This is a genomic window from Rhodanobacter hydrolyticus, assembly GCF_044904645.1.
This window is the reverse complement of record NZ_JADIKK010000008.1, coordinates 3337188-3355966: the sequence shown is the minus strand read 5'-3', so window position 1 is coordinate 3355966 and position 18779 is coordinate 3337188. Positions and strand designations below refer to the sequence as shown.

Below are 18779 nucleotides of genomic sequence, written 5' to 3'. Positions count from 1 at the left end.
TGGCGCGACGATTTCAGCCCGAATTCTGTGCACCTTCGCCGGCCTGCACGTCGACCAGGCGCTCCATTTCGCGCGACAGCTCCTGCAACCGGCGCGCATGCGCCTGCAGCTGACGCTCGGCGGCGTCGCGTGGCTCCCAGCTCGGCACCGGCGTGGGCTTGCCGTCCGGGGCATCCAGCGCCACGAATACCATCACGCAACTGGTCGCCAGTCGCTGCTCGTTCTTGCGAAGGTCGCTGGCCAGCACATCCACCGCCAGATGCATGCTGGAAGTGCCGGTATGGATCAGCCTGGCTCGTACCGTGACCACATCACCGATCAGGATCGGCGCCACGAATTGGATGCCGCTGACCGAAACCGTGACGCAATACGCCCCACTCCACGCCACCGCGCAGGCGTAGCCTGCCTGGTCGATCCACTTCATCGCCATGCCGCCATGCACCTTGCCGCCGAAGTTGACGTCGGTGGGCTGGGCGAGGAAACGGAAAGTGACTTCGTGCTGCTGGCCTGGCATGCGCGCTCCAATCACAAGGCGGAAAAACCCGCATTATGCCCGCTGGACGCGCTACTGGACGCGCTCCAGCGCCATCGGCGTGGTGAGCACGCCGTTCGGCGACAGGCGTTCCGGCCCGGTGGCCACGAACCCCAGCCGCCGGTACGCCGGAACCGCACAGCGCGACGCGTTGAGCGTGAAGCGGTGCGTGCCGGCTCGGCGCACGGCATCGGCCATCGTGCGCAGCCACAGGCGTCGTGCAATGCCACGACCTTGATAACGGGTACTGACAAAAAGCTGGGTAAGGTGGCTGTCGTCGCGCATCGTCGCCACGCCCACCAGGGTGCTGCCGAGCCAGGCAAGATGGAAGCGATGACCCTCGCTCATATGCATGCGCTGGATGGCCGTGCCTTGCCGCGACAGCAGCGCCAACCCGGCTTCGTACGGCTGGTCGGGAAGGATCCAGCGCCGAGTCAAACGGCGCACCAGCGCACCTACTGCACGCGCGTCGTCCGGGCGTCCCAGCCGGATCCGCAACGCCGCCTTCGCCATATCCACCCCGCACCTCGCCGGACGGCGCGCATCCTTGCACGGAATGGAGGCGATTGGCGCGGCCGTGCGCGCGATCCGGCTCAGACGTTGAACAGGAAATGCAGCACGTCACCGTCCTTGACGACGTAATCCTTGCCTTCCTTGCGCAGGCGTCCCGCAGCAGCGGCGCCGGATTCGCCCTTGTACTGGATGAAATCGTCGTAGGAGACGGTTTCGGCACGAATGAAACCGCGCTCGAAGTCGGTGTGGATCACTCCGGCGGCCTGCGGCGCGGTGTGGCCGCGCTTGATGGTCCAGGCGCGGACTTCCTTCACGCCGGCGGTGAAGTAGGTCTGCAGGTCGAGCAGCTTGTAGCCGGCGCGGATCACACGGTTGAGACCCGGTTCGTCCAGGCCCAGGTCCTTGAGGAACTCGTCGCGGTCGGCGTCGTCGAGCTGGGCCAGCTCTTCCTCGATGGCGGCGCACACCGGCACCACCTCGGCACCTTCCTCGACGGCGCGGGCGCGCACGGCGTCAAGATGAGGATTGTTCTCGAAGCCGTCTTCCAGCACGTTGGCGATGTACATCAGCGGCTTCAGCGTGAGCAGGAACAGGTCGCGCACCAGCGCCTTTTCCTCCTCGTCCAGCTTCACGCTGCGGGCCGACTTGCCATCGTTGAGCGCGGCGGCAAGTTTTTGCAGCACCGGCTTCTTCGCCAGCGCTTCCTTGTCGTTGGCCTTGGCCGCGCGCTCGGCGCGATTCAGCGCCTTCTCCACCGACTCCAGGTCGGCCAGCGCCAGCTCGGTGTCGATGGTTTCGATGTCGGCGATGGGATCGACCTTGCCGGCCACGTGAATCACGTCGCCCTCGAAGCAGCGCACCACATGGGCGATCGCATCCACCTCGCGGATGTGCGCGAGGAATTTGTTGCCGAGGCCCTCGCCCTTCGACGCGCCGGCAACGAGGCCCGCAATGTCGACGAATTCGACCGCCGTCGGAATCACCTTCTGCGGGTTGACGATGGCCGCCAGCGCATTGAGCCTGGGATCGGGCACCGGCACCACGCCCACGTTGGGCTCGATGGTGCAGAACGGGAAGTTCGCCGCGGCGATGCCGGCCTTGGTCAGCGCGTTGAACAGGGTGGACTTGCCGACATTGGGCAGGCCGACGATGCCGCATTTGATGCCCATGGAAAACTCCGAAAGCGTTTGTGCCGTTGCAGGCGCCGCTCCGCGAAAACGGCAGCGATACCCGGAAACTATTTGCCAGCGACGGTATGCAACCGCTGCATGGCCTTGTCGAACTGCCCCTCGACCGCCAGCGGCAGCACGTCCAGCGCGCGCGCGATGCCGTCGAGGATGGCGTCTTCGTCCTGCACCGAGGGGCGACCGAGCACCCAGGGCGTGACCCTGTCCTTGTGACCCGGATGACCGATGCCGATGCGCAGGCGATGGAACTTGGCATGGCCGAGATGGGCCACGATGTCGCGCAGTCCGTTCTGGCCGCCGTGGCCGCCGTCGAACTTCATCCGCACGGTGCCGGCATCGAGGTCCAGCTCGTCGTGCGCCACCAGGCACTCGTCCGGCTCGATCTTGTAATAGCGCAGCGCGGAAGCCACCGCGATGCCGCTCTTGTTCATGAAGGTGGCAGGCTTGAGCAGCCACACTGGCTCGCCGCCGATGCGCAGCTTGCAGGTTTCGCCGTGCAGCTTGCCGTCGAAACCCCAGCGCTCGCCCTGCCCCGCCGCGAGGGCGTCCACAAACCAGAACCCGGCGTTGTGCCGGGTTCGGAGGTATTCGGCACCGGGATTGCCCAGCCCGACGATGAGTCGCAGACCCGCCATGACGGCAAGCAAGCGCACGCACCCCGCGCCCGATGGGACGCGGGGTGCCGCGGCTTACTTCTTGTCCTTGGCCGGAGCGGCAGGCTTGGCCTCGGCAGCCGGAGCGGCCTCGGCGGCCGGCGCTTCCTCGACTTCTTCCTTCACCGCGTTCGCAGTGACCACCGTGGTGTCATGGTCGGCACCCAGGTGCAGCGCGACGATCTCCACGCCCTTCGGCAGCTTCAGCTGCGACAGGTGGATGATGTCGCCCGGCTTCAGGTCGGCCAGGTCGAGTTCGATGAACTCCGGCAGATCCTTCGGCAGGCAGGAGATTTCCACTTCCGTCAGGTTGTGCGAGATCACCACGCCGGAGGTCTTGGCGGCGGCGGACTTTTCCTGATTGAGGAAGTGCAGCGGCACGTTCACGCGGATGGCGTGCTTCTCGTCGATGCGCAGGAAGTCCATGTGCATCATCTGCTGCTTGAACGGGTGCTTCTGCCAGTCGCGCACCAGCACCTTCTGCACCTTGCCGTCGACGCTCAGGTCGAGCACGGAGGAGAAGAACCACTCGTGCTTGGCGGCGAGCAGGATGGTGTTGTGCTCGATCTGGATGCTCTGCGGGGGCTGGCCCGCGCCATAGATGACGGCCGGCACGTAGGCCGCACGACGCAGGCGGCGGCTCGCACCTTTCCCCTCGTCCTTGCGGCTCTCGGCCTTGATTTCATGAGTCTGTGCCATTTCGGTACTACCTTGATTTGGGAAGCCGCCTCGCGGCGGCAGTTCGACTTTTCCGCGACCAGAAAAGTCCGTCACTTCTACGCGGCGTCCTGCCGCGAAAAGCCAAACATCAAAACCGCTCATCCTGAGCGGACCAGCAAATTCTCAATCGACGTACAGCGAACTTACCGACTCGCCGAAGGCGATGCGGCGGATCGTTTCGGCCAGCAGCTCGGCCACCGACAACACGCGGATCTTCGCATTGGCCTTCGCCTCCGCGCTCAGCGGCAGCGTATTGGTGACCACCAGCTGGTCGAGCTGGGAGTTCTCCAGATTGGTCATCGCCGCACCGGAAAGCACCGGGTGCACGCAATAGGCCACCACCTTCTTCGCACCGCGCTCCTTCAACGCAGCCGCCGCGGCGCACAGCGTGCCGGCGGTATCGACGATGTCGTCCACCATCACGCAGGTCTTGCCCGCGACGTCGCCGATGATGTTCATCACCGTGGCCACGTTGGCCTTGGGGCGACGCTTGTCGATGATCGCCAGGTCGGCGTCGTCCAGGCGCTTGGCCAGCGCACGGGCGCGCACCACGCCGCCCACGTCCGGGCTCACGACGATCAGGTCGTCCATGCTGTGGTTGCGCCAGATGTCGGCCAGCAGCACCGGCGAGGCGTAGACGTTGTCCACCGGGATGTCGAAGAAACCCTGGATCTGCTCGGCGTGCAGGTCCACCGTGACCACGCGGTCGATGCCGGCGGTGCCGATCATCTTGGCCACCAGTTTCGCCGTGATCGGCACGCGCGCCGAACGCGGCCGGCGATCCTGCCGCGCATAGCCGAAGTACGGAACCACCGCAGTCACGCGGGCGGCGGAGGCGCGCTTCAGCGCATCGGCCAGCGCCAGCAGCTCGACCAGGTTCTTCGCGCTCGGCGCACCCGTGGGCTGCAGCACGAACACTTCCTGGTTGCGCACGTTCTCCTCGATCTCGATCTGCACCTCGCCGTCGCTGAAGGTGCTGACCAGGGCCTTGCCCAACGGCACGCCCAGTCGGTGGGCGACATCCTCGGCAAGCTGCGGGTGCGCCTTGCCGGCAAACAGCATCATCGGGCTGGACCTGTCCACGCGTGCATTCCTCGAAAATGCTGCAAAGTGCAGAGAGCTAGGGTGGTGAAAACATTCAAGGCCGAAAACTCGCCGTGCGAGGGCAGATTGTCCTCGGTTCGCCGGCCCGTGGCGGTTCCATGGACCGGGAAACGTCGTAAACATCTACCGCACGACGGGCTCTCCAGCCCGGACAATTTCCGCCACCCAAGCTCTCTGAGTGGCTGGGGCGGCAGGATTCGAACCTGCGTATGCGGGAATCAAAATCCCGTGCCTTAACCAGCTTGGCGACGCCCCATCATGGATACCGAAAGGCAGCCTTCGTGGCTGCCCCTCGGGTCGCGAACCATCCCTGACTCGCTTGTAGTTCAACCCGCCGTTTCCGGCTGGTTCGAGCCGCCTTCATGGCGCCCCAATGCTTCATGCAAGGACGAAACCGCGACGCCGGTGGCCACGTGGGCCGTGAACGCAGCGGGGCAACGATCCGCGATGGCCTGCGCCTGTTCCCGCGAGCGCAGCTCCAGGAACACGCAACCACCGCTGCCGGAAAGCCTTGCCGCACCGTGGCGGCCCAGCCAGTCCAGCGCCGCCGCCACGCGCGGATGGCGCTCGCGCACCACCGGTGTGAAGGCGTTTTCCGTCGTTTCGCCCGAAACAAAGGACGAAATTGTCGCCCGGGGCGCATTTCGTGTCAATTCAGGCGCTTGAAACAGCGCAGCGGTAGGCACGTGCTCGTGGGGATCGAGCACCACGTAATGTCGCCGCGGCAGTGCCAGCGAGGTGAGCCGCTCGCCTACGCCCTCGGCCCAGGCCGAACGGCCGCGCACGAATACCGGCACATCGGCGCCCAGCTGCCGACCCAGTTCCGCCAGCGCGCCTTCATCCAGCCCGCAACCCCAGAGATGGTTCAGCGCCACCAGCACGGTGGCCGCATCCGAGCTGCCGCCGCCAAGGCCGCCGCCCATCGGAATACGTTTTTCCACCTCGATGTCGACGCCGCGCACACCACCCGCATGCTCGCGCAGCAGCCGCGCTGCGCGCACCACCAGGTCGTCCTGTTCGGGCACGCCGGGCACGTCGGTGAGGCGCCGGATCGCATCATCTGCACGCACGCGCAAACGCAGTTCGTCGCCCCAGTCGAGCAGGCGGAATACGGTTTGCAACTCATGGTAACCATCGGCGCGGCGGCCGGTGATGCGCAGGAACAGATTGAGCTTGGCGGGTGCCGGCCAGCGCGTCCAGCTGTCCGGGGAAGCGCGCAGGCGACGGCGCATGAAGACACGCAGGTGCATGGGAAAGCCGCGTTCGCGGTCGTACGCCTGGTGTGCCACCAGCGCCGGCGTGTATTGCTTCGGATCGATAGCCTCGAAACCGTGACGGGCGTAGAACGGCGCATTCCACGGTACGTCCGAGAGCGTGCCCAGCACCACCGACGGATAACCCGACTCGGCCGCCCACGCGCAGGCGTGTTCCAGCAGCGCCGCACCGATGCCGCGCCGTCCATGGTTGGGCAGCACGTCGATCTCGGCGATGGCCGCTTCGCCGTCCTCGATCGCCACGCCCACGAAGCCCACGACCTGATCCCCAACGTCCAGCGCCACCCACACGCGCGCCGCGCTTATCGCCTCGACCAATGCCTGTGCGTCCATGGGTGCGGCGGCATAGGACGACCACGCGGCATGGCCGCGGAACAGTTCCTGCGCTGCGCGCTCGATGCCGCGGAGATCGTCAACCTGCGCCAGCCGGGCGCGCTCGATGCGGAATGACATGGGCCGATGGATTCCAGGGAGCCCTCTAGCTTAACCGCCGCGCCGGCGCACGGATCACAGATGCCGACGGATCGCACCCGACGCCGCCTCGACCGGCACGTCGGCAGCGACCCGATTGCGGCCACCCTGCTTGGCGGCGTAGAGCGCCGCGTCCGCGCGCGCGAACAGCTCGTCGGGGTGATAGCCGTGATCCGGATCCGCCTGCGCCACTCCAAGACTGAGGGTGAGGTCGGGAATCGGCGGCTCGGCCAGGGGCGCCCGCGCGGCAACGGCGGCGCGCAACTGCTCGGCCAGCGCCATGGCATGTGCGACGTGGTGCCCGGCGCAGGCGATCATGAACTCGTCGCCGCCGAAGCGGCCGAACAGATCGTCGCTCACCAGATGCTCGCGCACCACACCGACCACCAGGGCCAGTGCTGCATCGCCGACCAGATGGCCGTGGCTGTCGTTGATCGCCTTGAAGTGGTCGAGGTCGAACACGATCAGGCTTAGCGGCTGGTTGTACTTCGCCAGGTGATCGATGCGCTCGCGCAGTTCCGCGGCGAACGCCTGCCGGTTCAGCGTGCCGGTGAGGGGGTCGTGCATCGACAACTGCTGCAACTGCTCGGACTTCTGCCGCAAATGACTGTGCGCCGACTTCAGGAAACGCTGCTGGCGCACCAGCCGCTCGGCCTCCGCGTGCAGCTGCCGCGACCGGCGCAACGACGCCCACCAGGCCAGCAGCGCACCGGCCAGCGCGAGCAACAACAGCCACGGCAGCGGTCGCTGCGATGGATTCGCCGGAACTTCGGCGTGGATCGGCGTCGGCGCGACCTGCGCCGGGAGTGTCGCCGGAACCGCTTCGGCATGGGCCGCAGGCGTCGACACGGGCACTGCTGGCATTGCGGCATCGGCTGTCGCCTGCGGGCTTGCCGTCGTTGCCGACGTAGGCAGCAAGGGCGCGGGCGTGCTCGCCTGAACCGACTCAATCCGCGGAAGCGGAGGAGGAGGTGGAGGTGGCCGCGGACCTGGCGGCGGCGTGCCGGGTGGTGGCGGTCGTAACGGCATGCCAGGCGGCGGCCCATCGCCCGGCCGCTGCTGCGCGCCGACGACGGTCGCCAGCCCCAGCATCAGGGACATGGCAGCCCCTATGGCACTTCGTCGAAATGCAGCCACGTCCACCCTTCCCCATGCGCGCCCCGGCGCACTCTAGCGAGTCGGATGCGTGCGGTCACTCCTGCAGCAACCCCTCCGCCCAGGACCATGGCGCCAACGATCGGATCCGGCGCGACTGTCCGCTCAATGCAGACTCCATGCCTCGATCGACAGCCGCACCTTGTACGGCGGCCGCGCGGCAAAGACGGTGGTAGGCAATGGCGGTTGGCGCGTGGTGTCCCAGGTTCGGTAGTCCACCGACCAACCATCCTGCGTAAGCAACGATGGCAGCCGGTTGTCGCCGAACGCCAGCTCGGCCGGCCCGCTGTCGGCACGCAGGCCCAGCACCCAGGCACGCAAATCGTGCAGCGGCACGGTCCAGCCCAATGCGCGCTGCATCAGCGCCTCCGCGTCCGGACCGTGCAGCGGACCGCCGTTCACTCCTTCCAAAGTGGCGCCATCGGGACCGCCACTGAGGCGGAAGTCCGCGCCGCTGAGCGCCGGTCCATGCAGCACGAATTCGTAGCGATCGCCGTCCTGTGTCCAGGTGAGGCTACCGCTACCGCCGGCATGGCCGTCGGAAACGCCCAACCGCCCCTGCAGCGTCCAGTGGTCGGTGTGCGCCAGCGCCTGTTCGCGCGCGACCTGCGCACTCAGCAAACCCGCATCGCCCTTGATACGCGTCGCCTGCTGCGGCACGCAGGCGGCGAGCAGCAGCGGCACGGCCACCGCGAGAAATCGGAAATGACGCTTCATGGATTCAACCGCTTGAGGGTGCTCTGCAGGCTGGCATTGTGCGGGTCGAGCTTGCGCACGGCATCGAACACCTGCTGCGCGCCCCGGTGATCGCCCTGTTCCCACAGCACCTCGCCGAGGTGCACGCCGATGTCGCCATCCTTGCCGGCTTGCCATGCGCTGCGCAGCGATTGCACCGCCTGATCAAGATGGCCCAGCCGGTACTGCACCCAGCCCCACGAATCCGCGATGGCCGGATCGTTCGGCCGCGCCGCCCGCGCCCTGCCGATCAACTGCTCAGCCTCCGGCAGGTCGCGGTTGGCGTCGGCCAGGGTGAAGCCCAGCGCATTGCTGGCGTCGATGTCGTCGGGCTTGAGCTTGAGCAGGCTGCGGAAATCCCGCACGGCGGGGTCGACCTGCCCCGCGCTGGCATAAGCCAGCCCGCGGCCATACAGCAGCCCCGGGTCGTTCGGCACCACTTGCAGCGCGCGGGTGAAGGCACTGATGGCCTGCGGATAGTTCTGCTCCTGCATGTAGATTTCGGCGTCGAGCTGCCACGCCTGGCGCAGCTGGTTCGGCTGGTCGAGATAGTCCATTTCCATCTGGCCGAGCAGTTCGTGCGCGTCGGTGCTCTTGCCTTGCGCCTGCAGCAACACGGCGCTGCGCAGATCGGCGTCGAAGGCATGCGGATCGTCGTCGCCAACCTGGTCGTACCAGGCCAGGGCTTCGGCGTCGCGATGCTGCATTTCCGCCAGCTGACCGAGCAGGAAGGCGTTTTGTGCGCGCACGCCGGGCGCAGCCTGCTGCAACTGGCGATACAGCGCGGAAAGCGCCTTGCTGTCCTTGTCGTGCACGGCGAGCGCAGCACGCAACTGGTAGGTGTCGGCGTCCTGCGGGCCATGATCCAGCAGTTTCATGGCCGCCGCATCATCGCCCGACTGGCTGAGTAGGCTGGCGTAGACAAGGCGCAGACGCACGTTGTCCGGCGACTTGGCAGTCGCCTGTTGCAGCAACGCGAACGCTCCCTTCGTATCGCCGTTGCCGGCCTTCATCTGCGCCGACCACACATAAACCTCGGCGTTGCCCGGGAAACGGACGATGGCGGCGTCCGCAACCCGCTGTGCGTAGGCATGCCGGCCCAGCTTGTCGCCCAGCTCGCTCATCGCCAGCCAAGCCTGCGGATCGGCAGGCAGGCGTTGCGGCGTTGCCAGCGTTTCCAGCAGTTGCGCGGCCTGCGCCTGGTCGCGCGCGGCCACCAGCACTTGTCCGAAGTCGCGCCAGGCATTCTTGTCGTGGCTGTCGGTGAGGATCTGCAACTGGTGCTGCGCCTCGGGCGTATCGCCGTGATCAAGCGCAAGCTGCGCGCGCGCCTGCGCCATCGGTGCCGGCTTGGCGCCCAGCGACTGCCAGCGGGCCAGCGCGCGGCTGGCCGCGTCATCGTCGTGCACCGCGATCGCCAGCATCGCCGCGCGCTCGGCCACCTCGGGGTCGTTGCTGATCGCCATCGCCTTGCCGTAGTGCAAAGCGGCAGACTTCAGGTCGGTACGGCCCAATGCCATCTCGCCAGCCATAAGCTGCGCGAGCAGGTCGTGGTCCGCATCCGGCGTCGCCACCACCATGTGCGCCAACGGCTGAGGGGCGGCCGCAGGCGTCGGCCTGGCCGCAGGCCTGAGGGGTGCCTGCGCGCAGGCGGCCAGCCCGAGCATCAGCGTGGCGGCTGCCGTAAAATGCCGCATCTGCTTGAATCCGCAACGCCCGCTTCGCACACTGACCATCGTCTGTCCGTCACGTCTGCACACATGCCACACCGTGTCCGAATCCACGGCGCCTCGACGACAAGCTTAGCCTACGCCGCCTGATCCACGCCGGGACTCTCGTTACCTCATGCCGCTGATCGCCCTCGGGCTCAACCACCTTACCGCGCCGGTATCCCTGCGCGAGCAGGTGGCGTTCGACCCCGATTCCGCCCTCGCTGCCCTGCACGAACTGCAGCGAGAGCCTGGCGTGGAGGAGGCATTGATCCTGTCGACCTGCAACCGCACCGAGCTGTACGTGAGCGTGGCCGCCGGAGCCGAACAATTGCCGCAGGCATGGTTGAGTCGCCACCATCAGCTGACTCCCGGCAAGCTGGATGAGTTCCTTTATCGCCACGACGAACAGGCCGCCGCGCGCCACTTGTTCCGCGTCGCCACCGGCCTCGATTCGATGGTGCTGGGCGAGCCGCAGATACTCGGCCAGGTGAAGGATGCCTACCAGCTGGCGCGTGAGGCGAACGCGTTGAAGGCGCCGCTGGATCGCCTGCTGCAGCACACCTTCGCCGTGGCCAAGCGCGTGCGCACCGAAACCCGCATCGGCGCACACACCGTGTCGGTGGCGTTCACCGCGGTGCGCCTTGCCGAACAGGTGTTCGCCGACCTGCGCGAAGCCTGCGTGCTGCTGATCGGTGCGGGCGACACCATCGAGCTGGCCGCGCGCCATCTTGCCGACAAGCAGGCGCGCCGATTGATCGTGGCCAACCGCACCCTGGAGACCGCGCAGGATCTCGCCCAACGCTACGGCGGCTACGCGATCGCGCTGGCCGACCTGCCGCAGCACCTGGCCGAAGCCGACATCGTGATTTCCTCCACAGCGGCTCGTACGCCCGTCGTCACTCGTGCGATGGTGGAAAAGGCCCTCGCCACGCGCCGACGCAAGCCGATGTTCATGGTGGACATCGCGGTGCCACGGGACATCGAACCGGCTGTAGCCGAACTGCCCGACGTCTACCTCTACGCCATCGACGACCTGCAGCAGGTGATCGACGACAACCGTCGTTCGCGCGCCGCCGCCGCCCGCGAGGCGGACGCCATCATCGACCTGCAGGTGGATCGCTACATGGCCTGGCGCCGCGCCCTCGGCGTGCGCAACCCCGCGCTCGACCTGCGCCAGCACGCCGAGACGCAGCGCGACGAGGTGCTGGAGAAGGCCCGCGCCATGCTCGCACGCGGCAAGTCGCCCGAAGAGGCGCTGGGCTTCCTCGCCCACACGCTCACCAACAAGCTGCTGCACCATCCCAGTGCGCGCTTGCGCGAAGCGGCGCTTTCGGGTGACCTTGATCTGCTGCATGCGGCGGGTCGGCTGTACGACCTCGATCCGCAAGACCCCGACCTGTTGTAGAACGCACCCTGTGAGCGAATGCCTTGCGCTTCGACCGAAGCCAGGAGCAATCGCGCACAGGGTGCGCTCCTGCACACGCAACCGACGATGCCATGACGCCTTCCATCCGCCGCAAACTCGAAACCCTCGCCGAACGCCATGAGGAAATCGGCCTGCTGCTGGCCCAGCCCGACGTGCTGGCCGACGGCACGCGCTTCCGCGAGTTGTCGCGCGAATACGCGCAGTTGGAGCCCGTCGCCGGCGCACTGCGCGAGCACGAATCCACCACGCGCGAACTCGTCGATGCACGCGCGATGCTGGACGATCCCGAGCTCGCCGAGATGGCTGCCGACGACATCGCACGACTGCAAGCGCGCCTCGTCGAGCTCGACGGCGAACTGCAGATCCTGCTGCTGCCGAAAGATCCGCGCGACGAGGCCAACCTTTATCTCGAGGTGCGCGCCGGCACCGGCGGCGACGAAGCGGCGATCTTCGCCGGCGACCTGTTCCGCATGTACGCGCGTTACGCGGAACGCCGGCGCTGGCAGGTGGAAATCCTCAGCGAGAGCCACGGCGAGCATGGCGGCTACAAGGAGATCGTGGCACGCGTCGAGGGCAAGGGCGCGTACTCGCGGCTGAAGTTCGAATCGGGCACGCACCGCGTACAGCGCGTGCCGGAAACCGAGTCGCAGGGACGCATCCACACCTCGGCGGCCACGGTGGCGATCCTGCCCGAGCTGGACGAAATCGACGCCATCGAGATTAACCCCGCCGACCTGAAGATCGACACGTTCCGCGCCTCGGGAGCGGGCGGCCAGCACGTCAACAAGACCGACTCGGCCATCCGCATCACCCACCTGCCCAGCGGCACCGTGGTCGAGTGCCAGGACGAGCGCAGCCAGCACAAGAACCGCGCCCGTGCGATGAGCCTGCTGCGGGCCCGCCTGCTGGACGAGGCGCAGTCCAAGCAGACCGCGGCCCAGGCGCAGGAGCGCCGCCTGCAGGTGGGCTCGGGCGATCGCAGCCAGCGCATCCGCACCTACAACTTCCCGCAGGGCCGCATCACCGACCACCGCGTGAACCTCACCCTGTACCGCCTGCCGGAAATCATCCAGGGCGACCTCGATGAGCTGGTCAACACGCTGACCCGCGAGAACCAGGCCGATCAGCTGCAGGCCCTAGGCGGCATCTGACGCCCAACAAATGCGTCTCGCACGGCACCTGACGCCCGGCAGGTATAGTCTTTCCCGCCACGGCAACGGATAGAGCAGGCATGGGCAAGCGCTACCGCGAGACCCTGGAGGAGCTCCAGGTCGAATTGACCCGCCTGCAGCACGGGCTGCGCAGCAGCGGCAAGCGGCTGCTGGTGATCTTCGAAGGACGCGACACCGCCGGCAAGGGCGGCACCATCAAGGCCATCAGCGAAAGACTGGATACCCGCGGCTGCCGCATCGTGGCGCTGCCCAAGCCCAGCGACACCGAGGCCACGCAGTGGTACTTCCAGCGTTACGTCCCCCACCTGCCCAACGCCGGCGAGCTCGTGCTGTTCGACCGCAGCTGGTACAACCGCGCCGTGGTCGAGCCGGCGATGGGCTTCTGCAGCAAGGCACAATACGAGGCCTTCATGCAGGCGGTGCCGGCTTTCGAGAAGCTGCTCGTCGACGACGGCATCGTCCTGCTGAAGTACTGGCTGACGGTGGACCAGGCCGAACAGGAACAGCGCTTCGCCGATCGTGCCAACGATCCGCTGAAGCGCTGGAAGCTGTCGCCGGTGGATCTGCGGGCGCGGCACAAATATGCCGAGATGGGGCGGCTGCGCGACACGATGATCGAATGCACGCACAGCGACCAGGCCCCGTGGTTCGTGGCCGACTTCAACGACCAGAAACGCGGCCGCATCAACCTGATCCGGCACCTGCTGCAGCAGGTGCCCCTGCACGGCAAGGCCACTCCGCCCGTAAAGCTGCCCAAGTTGAAGGGCAAGCCCGGCAAGGAGCATGTCACCAAGCTAGCCCACTGGGTGCCGGACACGTACTAGCCAACAGGCGCCTGCTAGGCGATGCGGAATCCGTTCGCTGCCTGCTCGGGCAGGGCCATTCGCTCGACCGCATCCACCTGCGCCGCGGGCGGCCCTTGCCACAGCCAGCGCTCCAGCGCATCGAGCGCGGCGGCACTGCCGACGGCCAGCACTTGGACACCGCCGTCGGGCAAGTTGAGCGCATGGCCTTCGATACCCAGCGCCAAAGCCTGTTCGCGGGTACTGGCGCGAAAGCACACGCCCTGCACGCGGCCACGGACGAGGAAGCGCGCTGCTGGCATCACCTGGCCTTGTTGATCGCCGCGTCCAGCTTGGCGGCATCGATCGGGCCGAGGAAATGCGCCGCCACCGTGCCGTCCGGTGCGATCAGGTAGGTGGTTGGCAGGCCGCGCGGTTCGTCGAAATCCTTGACCGGCTTGTCCAGCGTGACCTGCGCGATGGGGTAGACCACCGGATGCTTGGCGAGGAATGCCTTGATGTCGGCGGGTTCGCTGTCTTCGTAGGCGAGGCCGATGGCACGCACGTTCTTGTGCGAGGCCACGTAGTGCGAAAGCACCGGCATCTCGGCAATGCATGGCACGCACCACGTGGCCCAGAAATTCACGATCACCCAATGCCCGTGCTGGGCGGCCAGGTCATAGGCCTTGCCGTCCATCGTGGTGACGTGGATGGCCGGATGGGCAGGCATCGCGGCGCGCGCCGTGCCCACCAGCGCCAGCGGTAGCAGCAGTGCCGCAAGCCAGACGTGTCGTTTCATGGTGAAGATTCCTCCGGAGCAGCAAGCGCTGCGGGAAACACTTGCAGGAGCGGCGTGCCCAAGGTCGAGCGCATCGCGGTCGCAAGCTCGTCTAGCATCGCCAGCAACTCCGGCGGCAACGGCAGGTTCAACGCCGTCGCTTCCTGCGTCGGCTGCAGGGGCAGGCGGTAGCGGGTGTGCAGGTATACGCGCAGCAGATCGGCACTGTCCAGGCTGCGGCTGAGCAGCCAGCCGCCCGATTCGTTGCGCTGGACCAGACCTGCACGCAGGAGGTCGTCGACATAGACCGCCGCCGAGGCGGCGCGCAGCCGCGGTTCGCTGGCGCAGATCGACGCGGGATCCACGCTTTCGCCCCGCCGTTGCGCGTCCACGAAGTGCTTGAGCACCACCATCAGCCCGAGGAACTCCGCGCCCTCGGGCAGCCGCTCGGCTGGCGGCTCGTACTCGTACGCCGAGATCGAGGCGGCGATCGAGGCGCCGAGGATCACGATGATCCATGACAAATAGATCCACACCAGGAAGATCGGGATCGCCGCCAGCGCCTTGCCGTAGATCTGCTGGTAAGTGTGCGCCCCGTGCACGAACAGACGGAACCCCCAGCGCGCGAACTCGAACAGGATCGCGGCGACCAGCGCGCCCACGGTGGCATCGCGCCGCGACACGCGGCGGTTCGGCACCAGCACGTACATCAGCCACAGGGACACGAAGGTGGCCACGAATGGCACCACCCGCAACGCATGCGTGCCCAGACCGGGCGATGCGGCGACAGCCGCCGCTCCCTGGCGCAGCGGCACGGACGACGCGGCGACGGTGGCCGTCCCCTGCAACAGCGGTTGCGCACTCAGGTAGGAACTGGCCGCGATACCGCCGCCCACCAGCACCGGCCCCAGCGTCAGCGCCGCCCAATACAACAGCAGGCGCGCAGCCCAGCGGCGCGGCCGCTGCACCCGCCAGATGCGGTTCAAACGGTCTTCGATACTGACCATCATCGAGATCGCGCTGAACAGCATCATCAGGATGCTGATGCCGGTGAGCTGGCTGGCATTGCCGGCGAAGCTCTGCAGCGCGTCCTGGATGTGATGACCCGCCGCCGGCACGAAGTTGCGGAACACGAAGTCCAGCAGCAGGTCGCGCGACTGCGCGAACACCGGGAACGCCGCGAACATCGCCAGCGCCGCCACCATCAGCGGCACCAGCGACACCAAGGTGGTGTAGGACAGCGCTCCAGCTGTCTCGAAGCACTTGTCGTCGACGAAGCGCTGCCACAGGAAGTGGCCGAAGCTGTGCGTGCGGTCGCGGTCGAAACGCAGTTGCATGGGCGGCTCGCCAACCTGATCAAAAACCGGAAACCGTTCGTACCGAGCGTAGCGGAACAGAGTTCCGCGAAGTCGAAACACCTGCGCAAGGCATTGCCCTTCGACTCCGCTTCGCTACGCCCTGGACGAGCGGGTGGAGCGATGGGGCTCCTTGCTCGTCATCCCGGCGAAGGCCGGAGGCGCAGGAATGACGAGCAAGATCGGGCCTTGCATAACTCTTACACTAGCGCATTGCCCACATCGCGCCCACACGCATGAATGACGTCCTCGTCCTCTATTACAGCCGCAACGGCCACACCGCGCAGCTGGCGCGACTGATCGCCCGCGGCATCGAGGAGGTGCCCGGCATGCGCGCGCGCCTGCGTCAGGTGCCGCCGGTGGCGCCCGTCACTGAAACTGCGCAGCCGCCTGTACCTGACGAGGGCGCACCCTACGTGACCAGGCAGGATCTGCAGGAATGCAGCGGCCTCGCGCTTGGCAGTCCGACCCGTTTCGGCAACATGGCCGCACCGCTCAAGCACTTCCTCGACAGCACCGGCGCCGAGTGGGCCAGCGGCACGCTGGCCGGCAAGCCCGCCGCGCTGTTCACTTCCACCAGCACCATGCACGGCGGCCAGGAATCCACCCTGCTGACGATGGCGCTGCCGTTGCTGCACCATGGCATGCTGCTGGTGGGCATTCCGTTCACCGAGCCCACGCTCAGCATCACGCAAACCGGGGGCTCCCCTTACGGCGCAAGCCATGTAGCCGGCCCCAAGGGCGAGAACGCCATCAGCGAGCACGAGCGCGAACTCGCCCGCGCACTGGGCCGCCGCCTCGCCGACACCGCGCGCAAGCTGGCCGCAGGCGCATGAGCGCTGGCGCCCTGCCCTCCGAACAAAAGCTCGGCCTTGCCGCATGGGCTGCGCTCGCCGTGCTGCAATTGGTCTGGCATGGCTGGCTGCTGCCGCCGCAAAGCATGCCGATGACGCTCGTACTGGCGATCGCCCTGATTCCGTTGTTGCTGCCGCTGGCCGCGCTGCGCAATCCGCGCCGCGCCCTGCTCTGGGTCGGCATCCTTGCCCTGTTCTACTTCTGCCATGGCGTGGCCGAGGCATGGAGTTCATCGATCGAACGCATGCTCGCCGTCATCGAAATCACGCTCACCCTGCTGTTGATCGGCACTCTGGGCGCAGGCGTGCGGCGACCGCGCCGCTGATATCAACCTTCCGAGAGAACCGCATGCCACACCCTGCCTTGCTGGCCGCCGCCGACATCGAAGCCATGGAGGCGGAAGCACGTCCGCATCCGTTGAATCCGAATGCGCTGCGGCTGCGCAAGTCGCTGGGCGACGTCACCGGCCTGACCCAGCTCGGCGTGCATCGCATCGAGTTGCCGCCCGGCCACGATTCCAGCGAATACCACCGCCATCTGTACGAGGAAGAATTCGTCTACGTACTCGCCGGACACGGACGTGCATTGATCGACGAACAGGCCCACGACATCGGCCCCGGCGACTTCCTCGGCTTCGCCCGCAACGGCCCCGCCCACGTCATCACCAACACCACCGATGCACCCTTGGTGCTGCTGGTGGCTGGCCAGCGGCTGGAACAGGACGTCTGCGACTACCCACACCGCCGCAAGCGCCTGTATGTACGCGGTGAAGAGAGTGACCTGGTGGACTTCGATGCGATCCAGCCAGGCTGAGTGCCATACGACGTGTCACAGCGCGCGATCGTGACAAAGGCAGCGGCAAGTCAGGTCACAGCGACAACCGACAGTACCTCGGCACGCCGCGCCAGCAGCGCATCGATGCCCGAGTGCGCGAGGATCGCGGACAGCGCGCTGGCGGCCGTGGCCGGATCAAGCAGGCCGGCCGCCGCATCGAACACCGACTTCACCGCCATCACCAGATCGCCGTCCACCGCCGCGAGGCGTTCGAGTGCGTCACGCTCGTTGACGTGCCGCTGCGTCACCCGATCCATCTCCGGCACGGGCGCCGTGCGCACTTTTGTCTCCAGCGATTCCAGACCCTGCTGCGCGCGTTGCAAGGCCTGCGCCGTGGCGATGGCCGCGGCATCGGGGAACGGGTGTTCGCGCGTCGGCGCGGGCAGGTGTTCGCGCCGCCAATCCCGTTCCAATCCGGCCAGGTGCGCGCGCATCTGGCCTAGCATCTCGCTGACCTTGGCGCGTATCAGCAGGTCGTCCGCGCGAAGCTGGTTTTCCTTGCGATAGAAGTTGTAGCCCCAGCCGTAGAACAGGTTCGACAGCACCTGCGTGGCCGGGTCCGCGGTCTCGATCGGGTTTTCCGTCGTCTTCAATTCCATCGTGCAATCTCCAATCCGGTGGACGCACACCGCGCCCCGGCGGGGGCGGTGTGCGTGGACAGCCGTCACCCCTTCGGCAGCGTCACCGATGCATGACCATCGGGCACCGGGTACGTGCCCATCGTGGCGCCGCCAATCGAGAACGGCGCGCCCACCGCCATGTTCGGCGCAGAGACCAGGCCGCGCTCGGCCATCTTCAACGCCGTGTAGTAGCGCACCGCATCGAGCTCGCTCAAGCCGAACGCGCGCAGCGAAATCAGTTCACGCATGCGGTCGTCCTTGGGCAGGATCAGCACCTTGGCGTCGTTCAAGGTGATGCCGAATACCGAGAGGAACGCGCTCATGTGCTCCTTCAGCAGCTCGACCACTTCGTGGATGTGCTCGTTGATCTTCTCCATCGGCGTGACCTGCACGACCTGGTTGATCGCCTGCTCGACCACCGGAGCCGCGTAACTGGCCACCTCGTCGGCCTTGATGTAGTGCCCGCTGAACGGCATGTGCGTGGTGAGCTTGAGCGCATCGTCCTTGCTGTCGACGTGGATGTAGTAGTCGACCTGGTACACCATCTCGGCCATCTCCGCCGAGGTGGCCACGCCGCTGGCGCGCACCAGCAACTTGGCGCGATTCACATAGAGCACCTCGTACTGCCACGGCGAATTGCCGCCGAAGAAACCGGTGACGAAGCCGCCCAGCAGCGGTTTGTCGGGCGTCTGGATCGGATACTGGCCAGTGTCGTAGACGCCGAGCACTGCGCCACGCGACTTGAGCACGGCGAAATGGTTCGCCTCCACCGTCAACAAACTCCCGGAGATGATGCTCGCGTCCGGGTAGTGGTAGGCCATCACGTCCGGCCCCATGATGTCCGTGCCGTTGTCCTGCAGAGTCGAGATCACTTGCCGCGTCAGTGCCATGGTCATTCCCT

General features: G+C 66.8%; 21 protein-coding genes and 1 tRNA gene. 6 read left to right on the top strand and 16 right to left on the bottom strand.

Annotated features, from left to right (window positions below):
* Positions 1 to 13 precede the first annotated feature (13 nt).
* The 11 genes from ISP25_RS17605 to ISP25_RS17555 form a co-directional block, all read right to left on the bottom strand.
* Entirely contained in the window at positions 14 to 514 is a 501-nt protein-coding gene (locus ISP25_RS17605; protein ID WP_404615749.1) for an acyl-CoA thioesterase, read from the bottom strand.
* Between the two features lie 51 nt (positions 515 to 565).
* On the bottom strand, positions 566 to 1045 hold the full coding sequence (locus tag ISP25_RS17600) for a GNAT family N-acetyltransferase (RefSeq protein WP_192158528.1): 480 nt from the start codon (positions 1043 to 1045) through the stop codon (positions 566 to 568).
* A gap of 80 nt (positions 1046 to 1125) precedes the next feature.
* Positions 1126 to 2214, bottom strand: coding sequence for a redox-regulated ATPase YchF (gene ychF / locus ISP25_RS17595; RefSeq protein ID WP_404615747.1), 1089 nt, complete (start codon positions 2212 to 2214; stop codon positions 1126 to 1128).
* Positions 2215 to 2282: 68 nt separating this feature from the next.
* A complete protein-coding gene (gene pth / locus ISP25_RS17590) occupies positions 2283 to 2867 on the bottom strand; it encodes an aminoacyl-tRNA hydrolase (RefSeq protein WP_192158526.1) in 585 nt (194 codons plus the stop codon).
* Between the two features lie 54 nt (positions 2868 to 2921).
* Positions 2922 to 3584, bottom strand: coding sequence for a 50S ribosomal protein L25/general stress protein Ctc (locus tag ISP25_RS17585; protein WP_192158499.1), 663 nt, complete (start codon positions 3582 to 3584; stop codon positions 2922 to 2924).
* Between the two features lie 144 nt (positions 3585 to 3728).
* On the bottom strand, positions 3729 to 4667 hold the full coding sequence (locus ISP25_RS17580) for a ribose-phosphate diphosphokinase (RefSeq protein ID WP_404616340.1): 939 nt from the start codon (positions 4665 to 4667) through the stop codon (positions 3729 to 3731).
* Positions 4668 to 4888: 221 nt separating this feature from the next.
* Positions 4889 to 4965 (bottom strand) — tRNA-Gln (locus ISP25_RS17575).
* A gap of 70 nt (positions 4966 to 5035) precedes the next feature.
* Entirely contained in the window at positions 5036 to 6436 is a 1401-nt protein-coding gene (gene ispE, locus ISP25_RS17570; RefSeq protein ID WP_404615745.1) for a 4-(cytidine 5'-diphospho)-2-C-methyl-D-erythritol kinase, read from the bottom strand.
* A gap of 54 nt (positions 6437 to 6490) precedes the next feature.
* Entirely contained in the window at positions 6491 to 7303 is an 813-nt protein-coding gene (locus ISP25_RS17565) for a GGDEF domain-containing protein (protein WP_404615743.1), read from the bottom strand.
* Positions 7304 to 7714: 411 nt separating this feature from the next.
* The gene (gene lolB, locus ISP25_RS17560; protein WP_404615741.1) at positions 7715 to 8326 is read right to left on the bottom strand and encodes a lipoprotein insertase outer membrane protein LolB; all 612 of its coding nucleotides are present in this window, start codon (positions 8324 to 8326) and stop codon (positions 7715 to 7717) included.
* Entirely contained in the window at positions 8323 to 10041 is a 1719-nt protein-coding gene (locus ISP25_RS17555) for a tetratricopeptide repeat protein (RefSeq protein ID WP_404615739.1), read from the bottom strand. Before ISP25_RS17555 ends, lolB begins: the two co-directional genes overlap by 4 nt.
* Positions 10042 to 10189: 148 nt before the next feature.
* On the opposite strand from ISP25_RS17555, the gene hemA reads away from it, so the two are divergent.
* From hemA to ppk2, 3 genes are all read left to right on the top strand, one after another.
* The gene (gene hemA, locus ISP25_RS17550; protein WP_404615737.1) at positions 10190 to 11461 is read left to right on the top strand and encodes a glutamyl-tRNA reductase; all 1272 of its coding nucleotides are present in this window, start codon (positions 10190 to 10192) and stop codon (positions 11459 to 11461) included.
* 92 nt (positions 11462 to 11553) lie between these two features.
* A complete protein-coding gene (gene prfA, locus ISP25_RS17545) occupies positions 11554 to 12633 on the top strand; it encodes a peptide chain release factor 1 (protein ID WP_404615735.1) in 1080 nt (359 codons plus the stop codon).
* A gap of 80 nt (positions 12634 to 12713) precedes the next feature.
* A complete protein-coding gene (gene ppk2, locus ISP25_RS17540; RefSeq protein WP_404615733.1) occupies positions 12714 to 13478 on the top strand; it encodes a polyphosphate kinase 2 in 765 nt (254 codons plus the stop codon).
* 14 nt (positions 13479 to 13492) lie between these two features.
* Here ppk2 and ISP25_RS17535 read toward each other — a convergent pair whose 3' ends face one another.
* From ISP25_RS17535 to ISP25_RS17525, 3 genes are read right to left on the bottom strand one after another with little or no spacing between them, the layout of a single operon-like run.
* Positions 13493 to 13759, bottom strand: coding sequence for an acylphosphatase (locus ISP25_RS17535; protein ID WP_404615731.1), 267 nt, complete (start codon positions 13757 to 13759; stop codon positions 13493 to 13495).
* Entirely contained in the window at positions 13759 to 14235 is a 477-nt protein-coding gene (locus ISP25_RS17530; protein ID WP_404615729.1) for a TlpA family protein disulfide reductase, read from the bottom strand. Before ISP25_RS17530 ends, ISP25_RS17535 begins: the two co-directional genes overlap by 1 nt.
* On the bottom strand, positions 14232 to 15551 hold the full coding sequence (locus tag ISP25_RS17525) for a YihY family inner membrane protein (RefSeq protein WP_404615727.1): 1320 nt from the start codon (positions 15549 to 15551) through the stop codon (positions 14232 to 14234). Before ISP25_RS17525 ends, ISP25_RS17530 begins: the two co-directional genes overlap by 4 nt.
* A gap of 254 nt (positions 15552 to 15805) precedes the next feature.
* Between ISP25_RS17525 and wrbA the strand changes: the two genes are divergently transcribed.
* Genes wrbA through ISP25_RS17510 form a run of 3 tightly spaced genes read left to right on the top strand, consistent with a single transcriptional unit; the run spans position 15806 to position 17237 of the window.
* Positions 15806 to 16405: an NAD(P)H:quinone oxidoreductase gene (gene wrbA / locus ISP25_RS17520; RefSeq protein WP_404615725.1), complete on the top strand. Its 600-nt coding sequence runs from the start codon at positions 15806 to 15808 to the stop codon at positions 16403 to 16405.
* Positions 16402 to 16749, top strand: a complete 348-nt coding sequence (locus tag ISP25_RS17515) for a DUF2069 domain-containing protein (RefSeq protein ID WP_404615724.1) — start codon at positions 16402 to 16404, stop codon at positions 16747 to 16749. The genes wrbA and ISP25_RS17515 overlap by 4 nt, the downstream gene beginning before the upstream one ends.
* Before the next feature lie 23 nt (positions 16750 to 16772).
* Positions 16773 to 17237, top strand: coding sequence for a cupin domain-containing protein (locus tag ISP25_RS17510; RefSeq protein WP_404615722.1), 465 nt, complete (start codon positions 16773 to 16775; stop codon positions 17235 to 17237).
* Positions 17238 to 17287: 50 nt separating this feature from the next.
* On the opposite strand, the gene ISP25_RS17505 is transcribed toward ISP25_RS17510, so the two are convergent.
* On the bottom strand, positions 17288 to 17857 hold the full coding sequence (locus tag ISP25_RS17505; protein ID WP_404615720.1) for a hypothetical protein: 570 nt from the start codon (positions 17855 to 17857) through the stop codon (positions 17288 to 17290).
* A gap of 65 nt (positions 17858 to 17922) precedes the next feature.
* Positions 17923 to 18768, bottom strand: coding sequence for an SPFH domain-containing protein (locus tag ISP25_RS17500; protein ID WP_192158460.1), 846 nt, complete (start codon positions 18766 to 18768; stop codon positions 17923 to 17925).
* Positions 18769 to 18779: the final 11 nt, after the last annotated feature.

Coding starts and splice junctions, on each gene's coding strand:
- ISP25_RS17605 (WP_404615749.1), bottom strand. CDS start 514: ATGCCAGGCCAGCAGCACGAAGTCACTTTCCGTTTCCTCGCCCAGCCC.
- ISP25_RS17600 (WP_192158528.1), bottom strand. CDS start 1,045: ATGGCGAAGGCGGCGTTGCGGATCCGGCTGGGACGCCCGGACGACGCG.
- ychF (WP_404615747.1), bottom strand. CDS start 2,214: ATGGGCATCAAATGCGGCATCGTCGGCCTGCCCAATGTCGGCAAGTCC.
- pth (WP_192158526.1), bottom strand. CDS start 2,867: ATGGCGGGTCTGCGACTCATCGTCGGGCTGGGCAATCCCGGTGCCGAA.
- ISP25_RS17585 (WP_192158499.1), bottom strand. CDS start 3,584: ATGGCACAGACTCATGAAATCAAGGCCGAGAGCCGCAAGGACGAGGGG.
- ISP25_RS17580 (WP_404616340.1), bottom strand. CDS start 4,667: ATGCTGTTTGCCGGCAAGGCGCACCCGCAGCTTGCCGAGGATGTCGCC.
- ispE (WP_404615745.1), bottom strand. CDS start 6,436: ATGTCATTCCGCATCGAGCGCGCCCGGCTGGCGCAGGTTGACGATCTC.
- lolB (WP_404615741.1), bottom strand. CDS start 8,326: ATGAAGCGTCATTTCCGATTTCTCGCGGTGGCCGTGCCGCTGCTGCTC.
- ISP25_RS17555 (WP_404615739.1), bottom strand. CDS start 10,041: ATGCGGCATTTTACGGCAGCCGCCACGCTGATGCTCGGGCTGGCCGCC.
- hemA (WP_404615737.1), top strand. CDS start 10,190: ATGCCGCTGATCGCCCTCGGGCTCAACCACCTTACCGCGCCGGTATCC.
- prfA (WP_404615735.1), top strand. CDS start 11,554: ATGACGCCTTCCATCCGCCGCAAACTCGAAACCCTCGCCGAACGCCAT.
- ppk2 (WP_404615733.1), top strand. CDS start 12,714: ATGGGCAAGCGCTACCGCGAGACCCTGGAGGAGCTCCAGGTCGAATTG.
- ISP25_RS17535 (WP_404615731.1), bottom strand. CDS start 13,759: ATGCCAGCAGCGCGCTTCCTCGTCCGTGGCCGCGTGCAGGGCGTGTGC.
- ISP25_RS17530 (WP_404615729.1), bottom strand. CDS start 14,235: ATGAAACGACACGTCTGGCTTGCGGCACTGCTGCTACCGCTGGCGCTG.
- ISP25_RS17525 (WP_404615727.1), bottom strand. CDS start 15,551: ATGCAACTGCGTTTCGACCGCGACCGCACGCACAGCTTCGGCCACTTC.
- wrbA (WP_404615725.1), top strand. CDS start 15,806: ATGAATGACGTCCTCGTCCTCTATTACAGCCGCAACGGCCACACCGCG.
- ISP25_RS17515 (WP_404615724.1), top strand. CDS start 16,402: ATGAGCGCTGGCGCCCTGCCCTCCGAACAAAAGCTCGGCCTTGCCGCA.
- ISP25_RS17510 (WP_404615722.1), top strand. CDS start 16,773: ATGCCACACCCTGCCTTGCTGGCCGCCGCCGACATCGAAGCCATGGAG.
- ISP25_RS17505 (WP_404615720.1), bottom strand. CDS start 17,857: ATGGAATTGAAGACGACGGAAAACCCGATCGAGACCGCGGACCCGGCC.
- ISP25_RS17500 (WP_192158460.1), bottom strand. CDS start 18,768: ATGGCACTGACGCGGCAAGTGATCTCGACTCTGCAGGACAACGGCACG.